Origin of the sequence: Microbacterium sp. P03 (assembly GCF_043556235.1) — a bacterium.
Taxonomy (GTDB): Bacteria; Actinomycetota; Actinomycetes; order Actinomycetales; family Microbacteriaceae; genus Microbacterium.
In genome coordinates this window covers 628,738-646,670 of record NZ_JBIGIM010000001.1, presented here as the reverse complement: position 1 = coordinate 646,670, position 17,933 = coordinate 628,738, and the positions used below count along the sequence as shown (strand labels likewise).

The window sequence follows — 17,933 nt, the reverse complement described above, 5'->3', positions numbered from 1 at the left end:
GACATTGTCCTTCGAGGCTCGTCGCGGCCGGCACTTGCAGCGGCTCATGCATCTGCGAACCCGGCATGCAACGCGCTGTTAGCCTCCATTCATGAGTTCTCCTGCCCCCGCTGGCTGGTTCCCGGATCCGTTCGCGCGACACGAACATCGCTATTGGGATGGCTCGCAATGGACTGAGCATGTGGGGTCGCAGGGACGCCAGTTGGTCGACGCGCCAATCGTGGTGCCGCCGGCCCCTGTTGTAGCGCAGGCTGCGGCCGGCGCGCCCATCCAAGCAGCGATACAAACGCCTGTGGCAAACAAGAAGGTGCAGCGCCAGATTCAGAAGCTCGGCGTCGATGACGCCTCTCGAACTGGCGGCGGAACGTTGTTCACCGAAGCAGTCCTGGTTGTCAACCAGAAGGCGAAGCTCTTTGAGAAGAAGGCTGAGTACGAGGTTTTCAATCAGCTAGGACACAAGGTTGGCGGCGTGCGCGAGTTCGGCAGAAGTATGTCGCGAATAGTTGCGGGCCGCGACAACTCCACCAAACGCTTACAGATCGTCGACGCCCGCGGGCAACCAGTGCTCACCCTAACTCGACCGGCGACGATGCTGAAGTCAAAGGTGGTCGTCATGCGCGAGGACGGCACAACCGTGGGGCAGATTGCGCAGGAGAACTTTGGCGTCATGGCGTCGATGCTCGGCGGCAGATTCAACATCCGATTTCGAATGGAATCGGAAGGCGAGATTCTGGGGACGATCAATGCCGAAAGCTGGCGCGCCTGGGACTTCAGCGTTCAGGACCCCCGCGGCAACGAGATCGGTCGCATCACAAAGACTTGGGCCGGGTTAGGCAAACAAAGCTTCACCAAGGCAGACAACTACGTCCTTGAAATGTACCGACAACTGGAAGATCCGCTGCTGACCCTCGTGATTTCGGCCGCACTAGTCGTTGACACCGTTCTCCACCAGAGCAGCGGCGAACAGCGCAGTCGCTAATCCTTGGGCAAATACTGCTTCCCAGGCCCCTGGTCCGGCGGCGAGTCCTCTTCACCCCGATGCGGTAGGCGCTCGGCCACCGCCTCAGTCAGCTTCTCTGCGCCGGACTTGGCCCCTTCGAACATCCTCACACCGAGCTGCGCGACGGCGGTTACGCCTTTGCTGCCAGTCTGAATAGCAGTGTCTCTGACCTCGCCTACAGCCACTCGCCAGCGCTTCGTCTCGATCGCCTCGCGACCAGACTCGATGCCCAGCCGCTCGTGGAAGCCCGTGACGTCCGCCCCCACCTCGTTTCCGGAGCGGATCACAGTACCGGACTTCAGTGGATGAAAGAGAACCTGATCATTGGCGCTTTGCGCTGCGACATCCATCCGGCTCAGCAAGCGCTCGGTGCTCTCAGAGATTAGGTCTCGACGCTTCTTTCGCCCTGCCCTGACTGCGGTGCGGTGGCGCTCAAGGTCATCGGGGCTGGAAGCGAGCACGCGGTCCAGCTCAAGGACCGCGAGACCATCTTGAAGCTGGAAGCATCGCGCCAATACTGCCAACCACTCCTCGACGGTTGACTCCGCCGTCCCGGCGAGTTTGGCGAGGTCACCGACCTTTGACTTCTTTTCCATTTTCTCGGCTAGTGCGTCGAGCTGTCGAAGGGCGTAGGCCTGGGTCGTTGCGATCGTTTGGGCAGCGCCGTGCAGGCTTGACCATGTCACTTCGGAGACGTGACCGACATGCTCGCGCCTGAGCATCGCATCGTCCATGACCATGCCCACGCCCACCATCTCGGCGATCGCCCCGTCCTTCTGAGCGCGGAGGATGTCGTCGACCTTCTCATCGATGACGGCGAGGTACTCGGTGATCTCCTCCATCGTCTGTTCCATAGCCAGCTGCGCCATGATGCCCGCGGCGCCCGCCAGCATCGCTGGGTTCGTGAGCATCGATCGCACCGAGCCGGTCGTTGTGAACTCCAGGATCTTGGTGATCTTGCCTTTGCTGGTCGTGGCCACCGCGCGACTGACGCCGTCCGACGAGCCCTTCATCGCCTTGCCAATCTTGAGCGCCTTCGCCGATTCCTCGGTGAGCTTGACCCAACGGCCGGAGTTGGCGGCGATCTGTGATCCGGCCTGTGCGGCCCCGGATCCAGCGTTCAAGGCCGCTCCGAGCTTCTGATGGAGTTGAAGGTCCTTGGACGGGACTCCGGCGGAAGACAGGAACCGCTCAACGGCGAGCGAGTCACCAATGACAGCTAGGCCATCGCCGTCGCTGATCAACTCGATCTCGTCGCTCATGTAATTGGTCCCCGTGTTCGATGTGGCCCCGTGACGCCCTCACGCTACCTGAACCCATTGAACCCGGCGGTAGACGCCCTACGGCGGTGGCGTTTCAGCCGGCCAGCCTGGCTCAACCGCGAAGTCGAATTCCCCGAGGACTTGAGATAGCCGCCAACTCTCGCATCGTCTCAAGGCCCCCGCACGCCGACACGGGACATCGATTCGACCGAGGGCACATCAAGATGCGCGCGCGGTGTGGTGCTCAAGCGTTGCAGCGCACGATCCGCCTGCGTCGCGAGTTCGCAGCAGACAGTCTTGGCCTCGCTTCGGTAATCAGCCGTCAAGCGATCGGGCGCGGCGCAGTGCTCGTTGTCGAACGGCTGCTGAGCGGAGCGCGCCAGCGCGGAGTCTGCAAGAAGCGAGCCGCGAGAACGGAGGCGCGACCTATCGCTACACTTTCGGCGTCGGAAGAAGGCGCCCCCGACCCAACGCCAGTTGACGACGTCGTCCGACGTCTATCCACATGTATCGCCGGCTGCGTTGACGGCATCCGAGCAGTGTCCGACACTGGCAAGACTGAGGGTCGAGCCGGCGTGAGCGGAGGTTGAGATGGGCTACATCACCCCGTACGAGACGGCGAAGGGCCGCCGCTATCGCGTGCGCTATCGCAAGCCGGATCGCACCGAGGCGGAGAAGCGCGGCTTCACGACGATACGCGAAGCGAAGCTTTACCTTTCGATGGTCACGGTGTCGAAGTCCAAGGGCGAGTACATCGACCCGTCCTCGTCGCGGGTTCCGGTGCGGATGTTCGCGGACAGTTGGCTGCGATCTAAGCAGCCGCCGATGTCTAAGCCCTCGTACTACACGACGCTCGAGCGCGCGTGGCACAACCACGTCGCGCCGGTGTGGGCCGACCGGGAAATCTCGTCGATACGGCGCTCCGAAGTCCAGGATTGGGTGTCAGATCTCGCGTCGCGGAAGTCGCGCACGGTCGTCCTTCGCGCACTGGGAATCCTGGCAGGCATCCTCGATGTCGCCATCGACGATCGGCGCCTCGCGAGCAATCCAGCAAGGCACGTACGAAACCTTCCTCGGCACGGGCCGGGCAAGCGTCGCGTGTACCTGACGCACGACCAGGTCGCGGCGTTGGCCGCATGCTCGGCGCACCCGACGCTCGTCCTCACGTTGGCATATACGGGCCTGCGCTGGGGCGAGGCGACGGGGCTACGGGTGCGCAGCGTGAACCGGCTGCGCCGGCGCTTCGTCATCGAAGAGAACGCGGTGATGATCGCGTACGAGATCCATGTCGGCACTCCGAAGACGCACGAGAAGCGCTCGGTCCCCTACCCCGCCCGTCTGGTTCCGATGATCGAGCAGGCGTGCGCCGGCAAGGGACCGGAGGGGCTTTTGTTCGGAGACGGGATCAAGCACATGCGCAACTCGGGCGACAAAGGGTGGTTCGCTAACGCGGTGCGGCGTGCGCAGGAGTTCGATCCGTCGATTCCGCGGGTCACTCCTCACGACCTTCGTCACACCGCGGCGTCGCTCGCGATCAGCTCGGGCGCGAATGTGAAGGCCGTGCAGCGCATGCTTGGTCACGCGTCCGCGGCGATGACGCTGGACACCTACGCCGATCTCTTCGAAGACGATCTGGATGAAGTCGCCACGCGCCTGAACGCCCAGATGCCGCTGGTGGCTCTTCCGTCGGGTCCGCAGACTCGCTACGCACGACCCCACTGACCTCACGGAGCAGATTGCTCAGTTTTTCGACAAGGCGCAGGGCACCCGAAATGCCCGATTTGGGCGTTTTGAGACGCCGTCCGCAGGCCGTTGCAGAGGGCTGTTTTCGGAGTGCCGAATTCGTAGAATGCGGGCAAAAAGCGGGCAAAAACGCAATTTCTATGGTCTGACCACAGAAGGAATCCCTGGTCAGAGGCAAAAAACGGCTGTGCCCCTGGAGGGACTCGAACCCCCAACCGTTTCCTTAGGACGGAACTGCTCTTCCATTGAGCTACAGAGGCTGGCGGCATCCAGTCTACCGATGCTCGTCCGAGGCCGACGCGTCGTCCGGCTACGCGACACGACTGGCGAAGACGACCCGGTTGTCGACGTACGACGCCGCCTCGCGATCGAACACTCCCCCGCACGTGATCAGGCGCAGCTCGTCGGACGGGACAGCGCCGAAAACGATCTGGGTGGGGAACGACGACTTCGGGTAGTCCTCAACAGCCGTGACGACGTAGTGGAACACCGTGCCCGCGGCGTCGGTCACCTCGACCGCATCGCCTGCCCGCACGTCGCGGAGCCGGATGAACACGGCCGGTCCGGTCGGCGAATCCACGTGACCCGCAATGACCGTCGGGCCGAAGCCCCCCGGACGGCCCCCTCCGGCGAACCAGCCCACTTCTGCGTAGTCCTCCGGCACCTCCATGCCGCCCTCCGCGGTGATGCCCAGATCGATCAGCGGCACAGCGAGGTCGATCGAAGGGATCGCGACCGATACGGGTGGGAGCGCCGCGACCGGAGCAGGCTCCGGTGCCGCCGGCGGCTGCACATCGGGGGCCGAACTGACAACGGGCACGGGCTCGATGACGGACGGACCGACGTCGGCGGGCAACGCCGCGCACCCGCCGACCACCATGGCCAGCATCAACCCCACGACGACGACGCCCGCGGGCCGCGGCATCCTGACTGCACTGGCAGAATGCCGCGGTGCCCGCGAGCGCGTGATCACCGAGCGTCCGCGTGTCGACGGCGGTGCAGCACGACGCCACCCACTGCAGCGACGCCGGCGAGCGCGAGCGCCCCGATCGTGACGCCCGCGGCATCCCACTGCCCTGCCGCCCCACCGGCACCGGTGTCGACACCGCCCACGGGCACCGACGTCAACTGACCACGCACCACTCCGGCGCTGAAACTGGCCGTGTGCGAATCAGCGGCGAATCCCGCCGCGTCGGCCTCGATCTGGGCGAGGCTGAACCCCTCGCCGGTGTCGACGCCGTTCGCCAGCACTCCTGTGGTGAACGGTCCCTGCAGGCAGCCGGAGCTCGTCCGCGGTCCGTCACCCACGGGCGACGGGTTTGGGAAGGCGATACGCGGGGGTCCGGGCTTGCCCGCGACGGCCTGGTGGATGTGGGTCGCGGTCTTGGCCGGGCTCTGGTAGTCGCCCGTCACGCCGTCGAGCGTGATGTCGTAGCAGATGATCTCGAGGTCGGAGTTGATGCGGAACGTGAACGTACCCGTCGCGCCCTCCTCGCCCGCAGTCGCCACTCCGTCGGTGTTGACGACCTGATCGGGCGTGGCCATCACCGTGAACGCACTGGTGAACGACGCCGGCTCGTCGACCTCGGTCTCTGCGTGCGCCGGCGCCGCGAACGCCAGTACTCCGACGGTTGCGACCGCACCGATCATCAGCGCGCGGGTGGAAGTCCTGTTCATCATGATGCTCGATTCTTTGATGCGGATGCCGGTTGCCTCCGTTGCAGGGTGTTACGACCGTCATCGTGATTGCGTTCATCTCCCACGAATTTTTTCTTCGAGATGAACGCCGACCGCTCGGTGGGCGTATCCCTCGATGGCTTCTGAGCTGCGGCTTCTCAAACGGAGGGGTCTCGATCGCCTAGCCTGAAGGTGAGCGTGCACGATGGGGCAGACGCGTTCGGGGAGCGTGATGGATCATCGGGCGAGCGAGTTCGTGGCGTTCGACGCGCGTCGCAGCTTCGACGAGCACGGGTCTGCACTGCTGGGTTTCGCGGTCAACGCGCTGCGCGACCGTCCGCTGGCGGAGGACTGCGTGCAGGAGACCTTTCTTCGCGCGTGGCGGGCACGCGAGCGTTTCGACCCCGCCGTCGCCTCGGAGCGCACGTGGCTGTTCTCGATCGCGCGCAACGTGATCGCGGACGCGCTTCGCGCACGGTCTCGGATGCCGCGGATCGGCGACGACGCGCAACTCGACCAGCTTCCCTCGCCGCACGCGGACCCGCTCGATCGGCTGCGGATCGTGGAAGGTCTCGCACAGCTCAGCGATGCCCACCGCGAGGTCGTCGTGGCCGTCCACCTCGAGGGTCGGACGTATCACGAGCTCAGCATCGCCACGGGTGTGCCGATGGCGACACTGCGCACACGAGCCTTCCACGCCCTGCGAGCCCTGCGCAGCCACCTCGATGCACCGGAGGAACACGATGAACAGTCCTGACGATCGGATCGCCGCACTCATCGCCGCTGCCGTCGCGGAGGAGCTGACGCCCGAGGAGAAGGTGGAACTCGACGGGTTCCGCCGCACTCACCCGTGGGTGGACGAAGAGATCGCGAACATGCGCGACCTCGCACACCGCCTCGCCCTCGCCGAAGTCGCGTGGACCGAGGTCGCGCCGAGCGAAGCGCTTCGGGAGCGCGTCGCCGCGTCGACGAACGTGCCGTCGGACGCGTCACCCGGGCCGGTACCGATAGGTCGAGTCGCGGCGACGCCGCCCGACTCTCGTCGATCACGACGATGGCTCGTCCCGATGCTCAGCGCGGCGTGCCTCGCGATCGGCCTCGTCGTGGGGCTTGCGATCCCTCCCCTGGTCGACGCCCCACCGTCGGGTGGACCGGGCACCCTCGGTGCGATCGAAGAGATCGACGTGCGTTCCGAAGCCGCCGGAGCGCAGATCGATGCGGCTCTGGTGGCGCACACCTGGGGCACCGAGGCCGTTGTCGACGCATCGGGTCTCGACGTCGGCGCGACGTACTCCGTCGTCTTGATCGGCAGCGACGGCGCGGAGTTCTCAGCCGGCGAGATGCTCGGCTCGGCGGTGCCCATCCACTGCCGACTCAACGCGGCGGTGCTGCGGGCGGAGACGGTGCGTCTGGAGATCCGCGAAGTCGGCGCTGAGACACCCACCGCCGTCGCCGACCTGCCGCAGACGTAGCCCGCTCGTCTGTCGGGGTGCGATCACCGCCCTGCCGCCCTCGGGCGACGGCGGGACGCGAGACATCGACAGCTAGCGCGTGAGGGGAGTCCCGACCCTGACCAGATTGTTGTCGGGGTCGGCGAACGAGAACTCGCGCATTCCCCACGGTTCGTCGCGCACCGGACGGATGCGGGCCAGCGATTCCCCGGTCCGCCATCGACGGAGGAGCTCATCATGGCTGAGAGCATCCGCGTCTTCGAGGGTGACGGACGCGTGGACCGCATCCACGTCGGCGACGTAGACGTACACCATCGCGGCGTGGACGAACGGGTCGAGATCAGCGCTCTCGGACAGGTGGAAGCGCGTCTCCCCCGCTTCGACGAACGCGTAGCCCCCGACGTCGGCGATCTCGACCTCGAACCCGAGCGCGCGGTAGAAATCCGCTGCGCGCGAGAGGTCGGCGACGGGGAGGATCGCGCTCGCCGACCCACGCCACAGACCTCCGCGGAACGACACGTCAGCTCTCCGCCGCGGTGAGTCGCTTCTCGATCGGCGCCCAGCCGTGCTCGAACACGGCGAACCCGGCTTCGAGCGTCGCCGGCGGATTACTGCTCTCCGATACGAGAATCTGCATCTGCAGCACGAACCGCGCATACACGCGGATCTCGGCGGTGGGTTCGGCGAGTCCGAGCTCGTCGGCGATCGTGTCGGCGAGGGCATCCTCGTGCCGCAGCCACATCTTCGCCGCATACTCGCGAAGTGCCGGCGTCTTGTTCAGGAAGGCCATGAAGGTGCGGGCGACCTCATCGCCGTGCTCTCCGACGTTCAGGGCGACCTCGGCCGCATAGAAGTCGTGCAGCGCGCGGTTGATCGTGGTGCCCGCAGGCCGCTCCGACACTGCGGCGACGAGGCGATCCCGTTGCTCGTCGTCTTCGTCGAAGACGAGCGCCTCCTTCTGCGAGAAGTGCGCGAACACCGTCGTGGGCGACACATCGGCCGCCTCCGCGACCTCTCGAATACTCACGTTGTCGAAGCCGCGCTCGAGGAACATCAGGGTGGCGACGTCGGAGATCGACTTGCGCGTGGCCGCCTTCTTCCGTTCACGGCGCCCGATCGGCTCTGGTGTCGACATGTACAAAGCTTATCGAACACCCAGTACGATCATGGTTTGACTCTTAAGTTGGTATGACTACACTCATGGTGTGACTTCACTGAATTCGATCGCTCAGCCGCGCAACGCCCGTCGCGCCTGGGTCATGCTCGTCGTCCTGACCATGCTCACCGTCGTCGGCATGACCGTGGTCCTTCCCGTCCTCCCCTTCGTGGTGCTGCAGTACGTCTCCCACGAGAACGAGCTGGCCCTCTGGGTGGGGGTGCTCGAGTCGATCAACGGGCTCTGCGCCTTCCTCGTCGCCCCCTTCCTCGGCCGACTCTCCGACCGCTTCGGCCGCCGACCGGTCATCATCGCGGCGGCCTTCGGTGCCGCCTTCGCCATGACCCTGTTCGGCATCGGCGGGGCGATCTGGGTGCTCGTCCTCGCGCGCGCCATCCAGGGGCTGACCGCCGGCGATCTTCCCGCGCTCTTCGCCTACCTCGCCGATATCACTCCTCCCGAGCAGCGGGCCAGGCGCTTCGGCATCCTCGGAGCGCTCTCCGGCATCGGAATGATGATCGGACCCGCCGTCGGCGGCCTGCTCGCTGCGGTCAGCCTGCAACTCCCCGTCTTCGTCACCGCCGGGGTCGCCCTCACCGTCGCGATCCTGAGCATCTTCCTGCTCCCCGAGAGCCACAAGCCGGAGAATCGCATCCGCACCATCTCCCTGCGAGATGTGCAGCCCTTCACCGTCTTCGCGACCGCGTTCCGCCGAAGGGAGCTGCGCGGACTGCTCATCGGGTTCGGCCTGATCGCGCTTCCCTTCGGCTTCTTCGTCAACAACTTCAGCGTCCTCGCGCTGGACTCGATCCAGTGGGGCCCGACCGCGATCGGGCTGCTCACCGCATCCGTCGGCATCGTCGACATCCTCATCCAGGGCGTGCTGCTCGGCATCCTGCTCCCCCGGATCGGCGAGCGCGGCGTCATCATCAGCGGCATCGTCGCTCAGACCGTCGGCCTCATCGGGCTCGCCCTCGTCGCGTCGATCTTCGCCCAGCCGTGGCTGTTCATCGTCGGCGCCCTCACGCTCGCCGCCGGTCAGGGCGCCGCACAGGCCGCGATGGACGGCGCCATGTCGAACGCCGTCGGTGACGACGAGCAGGGCTGGCTCGGCGGAGCCACACAATCGCTCAACGCGGCGATGTCCACCGTCGCCCCGCTCATCGCCGCCGCGCTCTACGCCACCGTCAGCCACGCCGCGCCGTACTGGCTCGGGGCGGCCATCATGGTCGTCGCCGCCATCGTCATCGGACGCGCGCACATCGTGAACACGGCCACCTCGCCGGCGGTCGTTCCCGATGAGCGTGCGGAGTCGCCGCTCGCGCGGTGACTGAGCGGGTGAGAGCGACGCGGCGTTTCGTCTCGTCGCTTCGCTTCTCGCTCGACGACCGGGCCGGGCGACGACGCGACCGGCCGACCCAAGGGCACTACGCCGTCATGCGCCGCCGGTACACGACCATCGCGAACACGTACGCGAGCACGAGGATGCCGATGCACCAGGCCAGGGCGACCCAGATATCGGCGCCGACCGGCTGCTGCGCGAACAGCGCACGGATCGTGTCGACGATCGAGGTGACCGGCTGATTCTCGGCGAACCACTGCACCGGACCGGGCATCGTGTCGGTCGGCACGAAGGCCGAGCTGACGAACGGCAGGAAGATCAGCGGATACGAGAACGCGCTCGCCCCGTCCACCGACGAGGCGGAGAGCCCCGCGATGACCGCGATCCACGTGAGCGCGAGCGTGAACACCACCAGCATGCCGACGACGGCGAGCCACGCGGACACCCCCGCGCCGGTGCGGAACCCCATCGCGAACGCCGCGCCCACCACGATCACCAGTGAGATCAGGTTCGCGACCAGCGAGGTGAGCACGTGCGCCCAGAGGATGCTGGAGCGTGCGATCGGCATCGATTGGAACCGCTCGAAGATGCCGCTCTGCAGATCGAGGAAGAGCCGGAACGCCGTGTAGGCGACGCCCGACGCGATCGTGATGAGCAGGATGCCGGGCAGCATGTAGTCGATGTAGGACGATGACCCCGTGTCGATGGCGCCGCCGAACACGAAGACGAAGAGCAGCATGATCGCGACCGGCATGACGGCGGTCGTGATGATCGTGTCGAGGCTGCGCGTGATGTGGCGCAGCGACCGCCCGAGCAGCACGACTGTGTCGCCGAAGAAGTGCCCGCTCACGGCGGGCCGGGTCAGGGTGAGTGCGGTCATGATGCCTTCTCCTCGGATCCATTCCGGTCGTCTCGGCGAGCAGAGTCCCCCGCGGGGGTCGCTCCCCCGACCAGTGATAGGAAGACGTCCTCGAGCGTCGGCTGCTCCTGCACGTACCGCACCGTGGCGGGCGGCAGCAGCTCTTTGAGCTCGGCGAGCGTGCCGTTCACGAGGATGCGCCCCTCGTGCAGGATCGCGATGCGGTCGGCGAGGTGCTCGGCCTCGTCGAGGTACTGCGTCGTCAGCAGCACCGACGTGCCGCGGCCGGCGAGCTCGGTGATCGTGTTCCACACCTCGATCCGCGCCTGCGGATCGAGCCCGGTCGTGGGCTCGTCGAGGAAGATGACGGGCGGGTCCCCGATCAGACTCATCGCGATGTCGAGGCGCCGGCGCATGCCGCCGGAATACGTCGCGACCTTGCGGCCACCCGCATCCGACAGCGCGAATCGCCGCAGCAGGTCATCGGCGATGGCCCCGGCGTTCCGCAGGTGCCGCAACTGAGCGACCATCACGAGGTTCTCGCGCCCGGTGAGCACGTCGTCCACGGCCGCAAACTGGCCGGTCAGGCTGATCGACGCCCGCACCTCCTGCGGCTGGTCGGCGACGTCGAACCCGTCGATGACGGCGGCTCCGGCATCCGCTCTCATCAGTGTCGAGAGGATCTTGACGATCGTCGTCTTGCCGGCGCCGTTCGACCCGAGCACCGCGAAGATCGTGCCGCGCTCGACGTCGAAGTCCACACCGCGCAGCACCTCGAGCGCGGCGAACGACTTCTGCAGTCCGCGCACGCGGATGGCGGGGGCGGATGCGGCGCTCATGACGCGCCCGCCTCATCGGCTTCTGCGCGATCGATGGCCGCCGTGAGGCGCTCCCGCTCCTTGTTGATCCACTGCCCACCCGCGTAGTTGCGCAGGAACGTCTCGGCGAATTCCACCGGGTCATCGCCCACGATCTCGCGGATCGGTGTGCGGTCGGCCGCGCACTGCTCGAACAGGTCGGCGAGATCGTCGAGCATCGACAGCAGCGTGTCGCCCGCCGCGATCGAGCCGTAGTACATCAGGTACCGGTCGAGCGCGTCGGCGGCGGTCCGGTAGTTCGCGGGCAGCCGCTCGATGCGCGCCTTGTAGGCCCGGTACTGCTTCTTCTGCTCGAGCGATCCGGTGACCTTCTCGATCCATCCTGCAGCCATGATCACTGTCCTCCTTCGCGGAGCTGGTTCAGTCGTTCTGTGAGGAAGCTCCAGGTCCCCCAGAATTCGGTGAGCGCCGCGCGCCCCTGTGTGTTGAGCGAGTAGACCTTGCGGGGCGGCCCCTTCTCGGACGGCACCTTCTCCACGTCGACGAGCCCGCGCTGTTCGATGCGCACGAGCAGCGCGTAGACCGTGCCCTCGGCGATGTCGGTGAATCCCTGCTCGCGCAGCCACGCCGTGATCTCGTAGCCGTACGCGGGTCGCGCCGACAGGATCGCGAGCACGATGCCTTCGAGCACACCCTTCAGCATCTCGGTCGCCTGTTTGCCCATGGCCTGGATTCCCTGCTACTCAGTGTTGCTACCTACCGGTACATAGTAACACTCAATAGCTTCCTGTCCAGAGGTCGTTCCGCGGTCCCGTGCGGCGGCCATCGGTCTGTACAGGACGGATGCCGCGCCCCTAGGTTTGGCCTCATGAAGACGACGATCGCCGGCACCACGATGCCCATCCTCGAACTGATACTCGACGCCGGAGAGGCCATCGTCGCCGAGGGCGGTGACGTGGCGTGGCTCTCGCCGGGCTTCGACATGGACACCTCCACCGCCCACGGCGGCGGCAGCGGCGGCTTCATGGGGGGCCTCAAGCGCGTGCTCGGTGGCGCGCAGCTGTTCCTCACGAAGTACACCGCTCCGCAGAACGGCGCGATGATCGCGTTCGCCGCCCAGCTGCCCGGCACGATCCGCGAGATGACGATCGACCCCGCCGACGAATTCATGATCCAGGCCGGCTCGTACACCGCCAGCACCACCGGCGTCGAGGTCTCGGTCGGCCTGCAGAAGCGACTCGGCGCGGGCATCTTCGGCGGCGCCGGGGTCGTCTTCCAGAAGCTCGCGGGGCAGGGCACCGCCTGGGTTCAGCTCGCCGGCGAGATCGTCGAGTACGACCTCGCCGCCGGTCAGTCGCTGCTGATCCACCCCGGACACCTCGCGATGTTCCGCGCGGGCATGGACCTGCAGTTCGCCACGGTGAAGGGCATCCGAAACAAGTTCTTCGGCGACTCGCTGTTCCTTGCGGAGCTGCACGGCCCCGGGCACGTGTGGCTGCAGTCGATGACCGCCGCCAAGCTCGCCGGTGCGATCGAGCCCTACCTGCCCGACAAGCGCTCCGACGGCAACTGAGCCGCCGCGCCCGTCACCAGGTCGAGACGTACTCCGACACGCGCAGCAGTGCCGCCTGCTCGATCATGGGCAGCCCGCGGGTGACGGCCTGATCGATGCGCTGCTGCACCGACCCGTCGCGCAGGGTCGCGCCGTCGAAGTCGGAGGCGCTGGCGTACACGCCGAGCGGCAGGGTCGTCGACTGGAAGAATCCGAACAACGGCCGCAGCTGGTGCTCGATGATGAGCGCGTGACGCTCTCCCCCGCCGGTTGCCGCGAGGAGGACGGGCTGGCCGATGAGCGCGTACTGACCGACGAAGTCGAACAGGTGCTTGAAGAGCCCGGTGAACGATGCGCGGTAGACCGGGCTGCCCACGACGAGGAGGTCGGCGCCCTCGATCTCGCGCAGGGCCTCTTCGATCTCAGGAGGAAGATCCTCCCGCGTGAGCGCGCCGGCGAACGAGGGCCCGATCTCGGCCAGCTCGATCTGACGCGACTCGATCGCCACGCGACTACCGACCGAAGCGATGATCGCCGCCACGAGCGCGCTCGTCTTGCTGCCCTCGTGCAGCGACCCCGAGACTCCGACGACCTTCAGCGGGCCGCGCCCCGAGCCGGGCGCAGCGGATGTCGCGGACTCGTGGTCGGAGGCGATCCTTGTCATGCACCGACCGTACGTCTCCGCAGCCGGGGCCGGGGGCGCGGCCGGACACAGAGCGTCATACGGGCGTCTGCTCGCGACCCTCGTGCCGGCCGTCGTCAGGACGCGGTCCGGTCGCGACCGGACGATCGGGGTGATTCGACCATTGACTCCACGAGCCGGCGTAGAGCTGCGGTGAGAACCCCGCAAGGGTGAGCGCGACGTAGGCGTGCGACGCCGTGACGCCCGAGCCGCAGTAGACGCCGACCGGGGCACCGGTACGGGCCCCCACTTCGGCGAAGGCTTCGCGGAGCACCGCCGGATCGAGGAACCGTCCATCGTCGTCGACGTTCTCGGAGGTCGGACGGTTGACCGCCCCGGGGATGTGACCCGCACGTGGGTCGACCGGCTCGACGTCGCCGCGGTACCGCTCCGCCGCCCGCACATCGATGAGCACTCCGTCGCTCGCGAGGTCGGCCGCTTCGTCGATGGAGAGCGCGGCCAGGTGCCCGCGGCCCAGGACCACGTTGCCGGGGACCGCGGTGACGTCACCGGTCTCGAGGGCGAAGCCGGCGCTCGTCCACGCCTGGAGCGACCCGTCGAGGATCCGGACGTCGGCGATGCCGGCATCCTTCAGCACCCACCAGGCCCGGGCGGCCGACAGCGACTTCAGGTCGTCGTAGACCACAACGGTGTCGCCGTTGCCAACCCCCCAGCGCCGGGCGGCCTCCTGCAGCGCAGAAGCCGACGGCAGCGGATGCCGCCCGTCCGAGGGAACGCCGTGCTCAGCGAGCTCGTGGTCGAGGTCGACGTAGACCGCGCCCGGGATGTGGCCGGCACGGTGGTCGGGCCGCCCGTCGGGGCGGTCGAGCCGCCACCGCACATCGAGGACGCGTACGGGGTTCTCGTCGGGCGCAGAATGCGCGATCAGCGCGGCGAGCTCTTCGGGGGTGATGAGGATGTTCGGCATGGTCTCAGTGGAAGATCCGCCGCCACACGTTCGTGTCGGCGAGGTCGAGCAGCTCGTCTCCGCGACCCGACATCACGGTGCGCATGGCGTACAGGGCGAAGCCCTTCGCCTGCGCGGCCGTGATGGACGGCGGGATCGACAGCTCCTCACGGGCGACGACGACGTCGACCAGCACGGGGCCGGGGTCGGCGAATGCACGGCGCAGCGCGCCCTCGAGCTCGCCCGGATCGTCGACGCGGATACCCGTGACGCCGACCGACTCCGCCACATCCGCGAAATTCGGGTTGTGCAGGTCGGTGCCGAAGGTGACGATGCCGGCGGCCTTCATCTCCACCTCGACGAAGCCCAGCGACGAGTTGTTGAACACCACGATCTTGATCGGCAGGTTGTTCTGACGGATCGAGAGCAGATCGCCCATGAGCATCGCCAGACCCCCGTCGCCCGCGAGCGCGACGACCTGCCGCTCACGGTCCACGGCCTGCGCGCCCAGCGCCTGCGGCATCGCGTTGGCCATCGACCCGTGCGTGAACGAGCCGATGAGGCGCCGCTTCTCGGTCATGTGCAGATACCTCGCCGACCAGATGACGGGGGTGCCCACATCCGCGGTGAAAACGGCGTCGGGAGCGGCGAGCTCGTCGATCAGGCGCCCCACGTACTGCGGATGGATCGGTGCGCGCCCGTCGTTGTTCGCGAAGGCGTCGAGCTCCTTCCGCGTCTTGCGGTAGTGCTCCACGCTGTCGGTCAGATGCGCGCTGCTGCGACCGGTCGACAGCAGGGGCAGGAGAGCGGATGCCGTCTCCTTCACTCCCCCGACGAGGCCGAGGTCGATCGGGGTGCGGCGCCCCAGCTGCTCACCGCGGATGTCGACCTGGATGATCTTCGCCTTGGAGGGGTAGAACTGCCGGTACGGGAAGTCGGTGCCGAGCATGAGGAGCGTGTCGCACTTCTCCATGGCCCGGTAGCCCGACGCGAAACCCAGAAGTCCCGTCATCCCGACGTCGAAGGGGTTGTCGTACTCGATGTGCTCCTTGCCACGGAACGCGTGCACGATGGGCGCCTGCAGCCGCTCGGCGAGCGCGAGCACCTCGGCGTGCGCTCCGGCCACGCCGGCACCGGCGAGGATCGTGACCTTGCCCGCGCCGTTCAGCAGCGCGGCGGCGGCATCGAGGTCGGGCGCGGCCGGGACGGTGACCGACCGTGTCGCGCGGATCGGTGCGGTGTCACGTCGCTTCGGAGCATCCGCGAAGAAGACGTCGCCGGGCACCACCACGACGGCCACGCCGCGCTTCTCGATCGCGGTGCGCATCGCGATCTCGAGCACCCACGGCAGCTGGGCGGGATCGCCGACGAGCTCGGTGTAGACGCTGCACTCGCGGAAGAGCTCCTGCGGGTGGGTCTCCTGGAAGTAGCCGCTGCCGATCTCCTCCGACGGGATGTGCGAGGCGATCGCGAGCACCGGGACGCGGCTGCGCTGGGCGTCGAAGAGCCCGTTGATGAAGTGCAGGTTGCCGGGGCCGCAGCTGCCGGCGACGACGGCGAGTTCGCCGGTGATCTCGGCCTCGCCCGCCGCCGCGAAAGCGGCGGCCTCCTCGTGGCGCACGTGCAGCCACTCGATGCCCTTGTCGCGGCGCAGGGCGTCGGTGAAGGCGTTGAGCGAATCGCCGGGGAGCCCCCAGATGCGCTTAACCCCCGCGCGCTTGAGAGTGTGGACGAAGAAGTCTGCGACGGTCTCAGCCATGCGTCCAGGCTATGCCTCGGCGCGAGCCACCCCCGGCATTCTTCGCCATCCCTCCACGTTTCAGCGAGAGCCGTCCGGAGGTCGCCTGATCCCGGCAGGCGGCCACCCGTCGCGGCAACCCAGTTGTACACAATCGAGATGCATGGAATGCTGGAGCAATGGCAGTGACCGACGACATGGTGTGCTTCTCGCTTTATGCGGCGACGCGCGCGACCACGCAGACCTATCGTGCGCTGCTCGAGCCCTGGGGCCTCACATATCCCCAGTACCTCGTACTGGTGACGTTGTGGATGGAAGGCCAGCAGACCGTCTCGTCGCTCGGCGAGCATCTGCAGCTCGACTCCGGCACGCTGTCGCCGCTCCTGCGGCGAATGGAGCAGTCGGGCCTCGTGCATCGGGACCGCCGCTCGCAGGACGAGCGCATCGTGACCATCGCCCTCAGCGACCGCGGGGCCGAGCTCCGGGCGGAACTCCGCCACATCCCGGCGCGGATCGCCGCGGGCATGGGCATCTCCGACGAGGCATCCGCGCATGCCTTGATCGCCACGCTGCAGAACCTCACGGCCGCGATGCACGCCGCCGCACCGGCCGGGGCGCTCGAGCCGGCACACGCCGCGGCCCGCTGACGCCGCCGCGCGACCCTCAGCTGCATGCCGCCGGCCAGCGCCCACACCGCAACCCGCTGCACCGCACCGGACCGCGTTCACCCGCGGCATCCGCACCCCGAACCGATCCGATCGAAAGGACGCCATGCGCGCTCTCATCCACTCCACGTTCGCCGCGCCCGAGAAGGTCCTGACCGTCGAGGAGCGGCCGCTCCCCCAGCCCGGCCCCGGCGAGGTGCGCGTCCGCACCGTGCTCGCCACGATCCACAACCACGACCTCTGGACGGTCCGCGGCACTTACGGCTTCGTGCCCGACCTGCCGGCCCGTGCGGGCACCGAAGCCGTCGGTGTCGTCGACGCGCTCGGACCCGATGTGACCGGCCTCGAGATCGGCCAGCGGGTCGCCGGCGGTGCGTTCGGTGCGTGGGCGGAGTACTTCACGGCGAAGGCCGCGGGCCTGATCCCGGTGCCCGACAGCCTGTCGGACGAAGTGGCCGCGCAACTGGTCTCGATGCCGTTCAGTGCCGTCAGTCTGGTGCATTCGCTCGACCTGCACGAGGGTGACTGGCTGGTGCAGAACGCGGCCAACGGCGCGGTCGGCCGCATGGTCGCGCAGATCGCCGCCGCCCGCGGGTTCCACGTGATCGGCCTCGTCCGCCGTGAGGAGGGTGTCACCGAGCTCGCCGAGCAGGGCATCGGGAACATCGTCGCCACCGACGCCGATGACTGGCGCGACCAGGTGGACGCGCTCACGGGCGGCGCGCCGATCATCGCGGGCGTCGACTCCGTCGGAGGGTCGTCATCGCAGGACGTCCTGTCGCTCATCGCCGAGGACGGCACGCTCGTCGTCTTCGGCGCGATGCAGTCGCCGGTCATGGAGATCCGCTCGGGTGACGTCATCTTCAAGCAGGTCACCATCAAGGGCTTCTGGGGCAGCAAGGTGAGCAAGAACCTGGATGCCGCGACCCGCGGCGCCCTCTTCTCGCAGTTGATGGGCCACGTGCTCGCGGGCGAGCTCACCCTCCCCGTCGCCGGGATCTACGGCTTCGACGACATCCACGACGCCGTCCTCGCCAGTCAGACCGCCGGCCGGGTCGGAAAGGTGCTGCTGCGGCCGTAG

General features: G+C 67.4%; 20 protein-coding genes and 1 tRNA gene. 8 read left to right on the top strand and 13 right to left on the bottom strand.

Annotated features, from left to right (window positions below):
• Positions 1–91 precede the first annotated feature (91 nt).
• The gene (locus ACFXOO_RS03130; protein ID WP_394562740.1) at positions 92–979 is read left to right on the top strand and encodes a phospholipid scramblase-related protein; all 888 of its coding nucleotides are present in this window, start codon (positions 92–94) and stop codon (positions 977–979) included.
• Here the strand turns inward: ACFXOO_RS03130 and ACFXOO_RS03125 are convergent.
• Positions 976–2,262 (bottom strand): hypothetical protein, encoded by a 1,287-nt coding sequence (locus ACFXOO_RS03125; RefSeq protein ID WP_394562739.1) that lies wholly within the window; start codon positions 2,260–2,262, stop codon positions 976–978. The genes ACFXOO_RS03130 and ACFXOO_RS03125 overlap by 4 nt on opposite strands.
• Before the next feature lie 591 nt (positions 2,263–2,853).
• Here ACFXOO_RS03125 and ACFXOO_RS03120 point away from each other — a divergent pair.
• On the top strand, positions 2,854–3,984 hold the full coding sequence (locus ACFXOO_RS03120; protein WP_394562738.1) for a tyrosine-type recombinase/integrase: 1,131 nt from the start codon (positions 2,854–2,856) through the stop codon (positions 3,982–3,984).
• 209 nt (positions 3,985–4,193) lie between these two features.
• On the opposite strand, the gene ACFXOO_RS03115 is transcribed toward ACFXOO_RS03120, so the two are convergent.
• From ACFXOO_RS03115 to ACFXOO_RS03105, 3 genes are all read right to left on the bottom strand, one after another.
• Positions 4,194–4,265: transfer RNA gene (locus ACFXOO_RS03115), tRNA-Arg, on the bottom strand.
• A gap of 50 nt (positions 4,266–4,315) precedes the next feature.
• Positions 4,316–4,930, bottom strand: coding sequence for a class F sortase (locus ACFXOO_RS03110; RefSeq protein WP_394562737.1), 615 nt, complete (start codon positions 4,928–4,930; stop codon positions 4,316–4,318).
• A 44-nt stretch (positions 4,931–4,974) separates the two neighbouring features.
• The gene (locus ACFXOO_RS03105; protein ID WP_394562736.1) at positions 4,975–5,685 is read right to left on the bottom strand and encodes a CHRD domain-containing protein; all 711 of its coding nucleotides are present in this window, start codon (positions 5,683–5,685) and stop codon (positions 4,975–4,977) included.
• 229 nt (positions 5,686–5,914) lie between these two features.
• Between ACFXOO_RS03105 and ACFXOO_RS03100 the strand changes: the two genes are divergently transcribed.
• Positions 5,915–6,439: a sigma-70 family RNA polymerase sigma factor gene (locus ACFXOO_RS03100; protein WP_378837898.1), complete on the top strand. Its 525-nt coding sequence runs from the start codon at positions 5,915–5,917 to the stop codon at positions 6,437–6,439.
• Positions 6,426–7,154: a hypothetical protein gene (locus tag ACFXOO_RS03095; RefSeq protein WP_394562735.1), complete on the top strand. Its 729-nt coding sequence runs from the start codon at positions 6,426–6,428 to the stop codon at positions 7,152–7,154. The genes ACFXOO_RS03100 and ACFXOO_RS03095 overlap by 14 nt, the downstream gene beginning before the upstream one ends.
• 72 nt (positions 7,155–7,226) lie before the next feature.
• On the opposite strand, the gene ACFXOO_RS03090 is transcribed toward ACFXOO_RS03095, so the two are convergent.
• Together ACFXOO_RS03090 and ACFXOO_RS03085 are read right to left on the bottom strand one after the other, a co-directional pair.
• Positions 7,227–7,652 (bottom strand): bleomycin resistance protein, encoded by a 426-nt coding sequence (locus ACFXOO_RS03090; RefSeq protein ID WP_394562734.1) that lies wholly within the window; start codon positions 7,650–7,652, stop codon positions 7,227–7,229.
• A gap of 1 nt (position 7,653) precedes the next feature.
• Positions 7,654–8,268, bottom strand: coding sequence for a TetR/AcrR family transcriptional regulator (locus ACFXOO_RS03085; RefSeq protein ID WP_394562733.1), 615 nt, complete (start codon positions 8,266–8,268; stop codon positions 7,654–7,656).
• Positions 8,269–8,338: 70 nt separating this feature from the next.
• On the opposite strand from ACFXOO_RS03085, the gene ACFXOO_RS03080 reads away from it, so the two are divergent.
• Positions 8,339–9,619, top strand: coding sequence for an MFS transporter (locus tag ACFXOO_RS03080; RefSeq protein ID WP_394562732.1), 1,281 nt, complete (start codon positions 8,339–8,341; stop codon positions 9,617–9,619).
• A gap of 97 nt (positions 9,620–9,716) precedes the next feature.
• Here ACFXOO_RS03080 and ACFXOO_RS03075 read toward each other — a convergent pair whose 3' ends face one another.
• Genes ACFXOO_RS03075 through ACFXOO_RS03060 form a run of 4 tightly spaced genes read right to left on the bottom strand, consistent with a single transcriptional unit; the run spans position 9,717 to position 12,032 of the window.
• Positions 9,717–10,511 carry an ABC transporter permease gene (locus tag ACFXOO_RS03075; protein ID WP_394562731.1) on the bottom strand — a complete coding sequence of 265 codons (795 nt, stop codon included), beginning with the start codon at positions 10,509–10,511 and terminating at the stop codon, positions 9,717–9,719.
• Positions 10,508–11,329, bottom strand: coding sequence for an ABC transporter ATP-binding protein (locus ACFXOO_RS03070; protein WP_394562730.1), 822 nt, complete (start codon positions 11,327–11,329; stop codon positions 10,508–10,510). The genes ACFXOO_RS03075 and ACFXOO_RS03070 overlap by 4 nt, the downstream gene beginning before the upstream one ends.
• A complete protein-coding gene (locus ACFXOO_RS03065; protein WP_394562729.1) occupies positions 11,326–11,700 on the bottom strand; it encodes a DUF1048 domain-containing protein in 375 nt (124 codons plus the stop codon). The genes ACFXOO_RS03070 and ACFXOO_RS03065 overlap by 4 nt, the downstream gene beginning before the upstream one ends.
• 2 nt (positions 11,701–11,702) lie before the next feature.
• Positions 11,703–12,032 (bottom strand): PadR family transcriptional regulator, encoded by a 330-nt coding sequence (locus ACFXOO_RS03060; protein ID WP_378837878.1) that lies wholly within the window; start codon positions 12,030–12,032, stop codon positions 11,703–11,705.
• Positions 12,033–12,176: 144 nt separating this feature from the next.
• Here ACFXOO_RS03060 and ACFXOO_RS03055 point away from each other — a divergent pair, with 144 nt between their 5' ends.
• Entirely contained in the window at positions 12,177–12,881 is a 705-nt protein-coding gene (locus ACFXOO_RS03055; protein ID WP_394562728.1) for a TIGR00266 family protein, read from the top strand.
• Between the two features lie 13 nt (positions 12,882–12,894).
• Here the strand turns inward: ACFXOO_RS03055 and msuE are convergent, their stop codons facing one another.
• Genes msuE through poxB form a run of 3 tightly spaced genes read right to left on the bottom strand, consistent with a single transcriptional unit; the run spans position 12,895 to position 16,208 of the window.
• A complete protein-coding gene (msuE, locus tag ACFXOO_RS03050) occupies positions 12,895–13,524 on the bottom strand; it encodes an FMN reductase (protein ID WP_378837873.1) in 630 nt (209 codons plus the stop codon).
• Positions 13,525–13,579: 55 nt separating this feature from the next.
• Positions 13,580–14,470 carry a sulfurtransferase gene (locus ACFXOO_RS03045; protein ID WP_394562727.1) on the bottom strand — a complete coding sequence of 297 codons (891 nt, stop codon included), beginning with the start codon at positions 14,468–14,470 and terminating at the stop codon, positions 13,580–13,582.
• Positions 14,471–14,474: 4 nt separating this feature from the next.
• Complete coding sequence (gene poxB, locus ACFXOO_RS03040) at positions 14,475–16,208, bottom strand: ubiquinone-dependent pyruvate dehydrogenase (protein WP_378851700.1); 1,734 nt, start codon at positions 16,206–16,208, stop codon at positions 14,475–14,477.
• Between the two features lie 158 nt (positions 16,209–16,366).
• Between poxB and ACFXOO_RS03035 the strand changes: the two genes are divergently transcribed.
• Positions 16,367–16,834: a MarR family winged helix-turn-helix transcriptional regulator gene (locus ACFXOO_RS03035; RefSeq protein WP_378837865.1), complete on the top strand. Its 468-nt coding sequence runs from the start codon at positions 16,367–16,369 to the stop codon at positions 16,832–16,834.
• 124 nt (positions 16,835–16,958) lie between these two features.
• The gene (locus ACFXOO_RS03030) at positions 16,959–17,933 is read left to right on the top strand and encodes a zinc-binding dehydrogenase (RefSeq protein ID WP_378851705.1); all 975 of its coding nucleotides are present in this window, start codon (positions 16,959–16,961) and stop codon (positions 17,931–17,933) included.

Coding starts and splice junctions, on each gene's coding strand:
- ACFXOO_RS03130 (WP_394562740.1), top strand. CDS start 92: ATGAGTTCTCCTGCCCCCGCTGGCTGGTTCCCGGATCCGTTCGCGCGA.
- ACFXOO_RS03125 (WP_394562739.1), bottom strand. CDS start 2,262: ATGAGCGACGAGATCGAGTTGATCAGCGACGGCGATGGCCTAGCTGTC.
- ACFXOO_RS03120 (WP_394562738.1), top strand. CDS start 2,854: ATGGGCTACATCACCCCGTACGAGACGGCGAAGGGCCGCCGCTATCGC.
- ACFXOO_RS03110 (WP_394562737.1), bottom strand. CDS start 4,930: ATGCCGCGGCCCGCGGGCGTCGTCGTCGTGGGGTTGATGCTGGCCATG.
- ACFXOO_RS03105 (WP_394562736.1), bottom strand. CDS start 5,685: ATGATGAACAGGACTTCCACCCGCGCGCTGATGATCGGTGCGGTCGCA.
- ACFXOO_RS03100 (WP_378837898.1), top strand. CDS start 5,915: ATGGATCATCGGGCGAGCGAGTTCGTGGCGTTCGACGCGCGTCGCAGC.
- ACFXOO_RS03095 (WP_394562735.1), top strand. CDS start 6,426: ATGAACAGTCCTGACGATCGGATCGCCGCACTCATCGCCGCTGCCGTC.
- ACFXOO_RS03085 (WP_394562733.1), bottom strand. CDS start 8,268: ATGTCGACACCAGAGCCGATCGGGCGCCGTGAACGGAAGAAGGCGGCC.
- ACFXOO_RS03075 (WP_394562731.1), bottom strand. CDS start 10,511: ATGACCGCACTCACCCTGACCCGGCCCGCCGTGAGCGGGCACTTCTTC.
- ACFXOO_RS03070 (WP_394562730.1), bottom strand. CDS start 11,329: ATGAGCGCCGCATCCGCCCCCGCCATCCGCGTGCGCGGACTGCAGAAG.
- ACFXOO_RS03065 (WP_394562729.1), bottom strand. CDS start 11,700: ATGGCTGCAGGATGGATCGAGAAGGTCACCGGATCGCTCGAGCAGAAG.
- ACFXOO_RS03060 (WP_378837878.1), bottom strand. CDS start 12,032: ATGGGCAAACAGGCGACCGAGATGCTGAAGGGTGTGCTCGAAGGCATC.
- ACFXOO_RS03055 (WP_394562728.1), top strand. CDS start 12,177: ATGAAGACGACGATCGCCGGCACCACGATGCCCATCCTCGAACTGATA.
- msuE (WP_378837873.1), bottom strand. CDS start 13,524: ATGACAAGGATCGCCTCCGACCACGAGTCCGCGACATCCGCTGCGCCC.
- ACFXOO_RS03045 (WP_394562727.1), bottom strand. CDS start 14,470: ATGCCGAACATCCTCATCACCCCCGAAGAGCTCGCCGCGCTGATCGCG.
- poxB (WP_378851700.1), bottom strand. CDS start 16,208: ATGGCTGAGACCGTCGCAGACTTCTTCGTCCACACTCTCAAGCGCGCG.
- ACFXOO_RS03035 (WP_378837865.1), top strand. CDS start 16,367: ATGGCAGTGACCGACGACATGGTGTGCTTCTCGCTTTATGCGGCGACG.
- ACFXOO_RS03030 (WP_378851705.1), top strand. CDS start 16,959: ATGCGCGCTCTCATCCACTCCACGTTCGCCGCGCCCGAGAAGGTCCTG.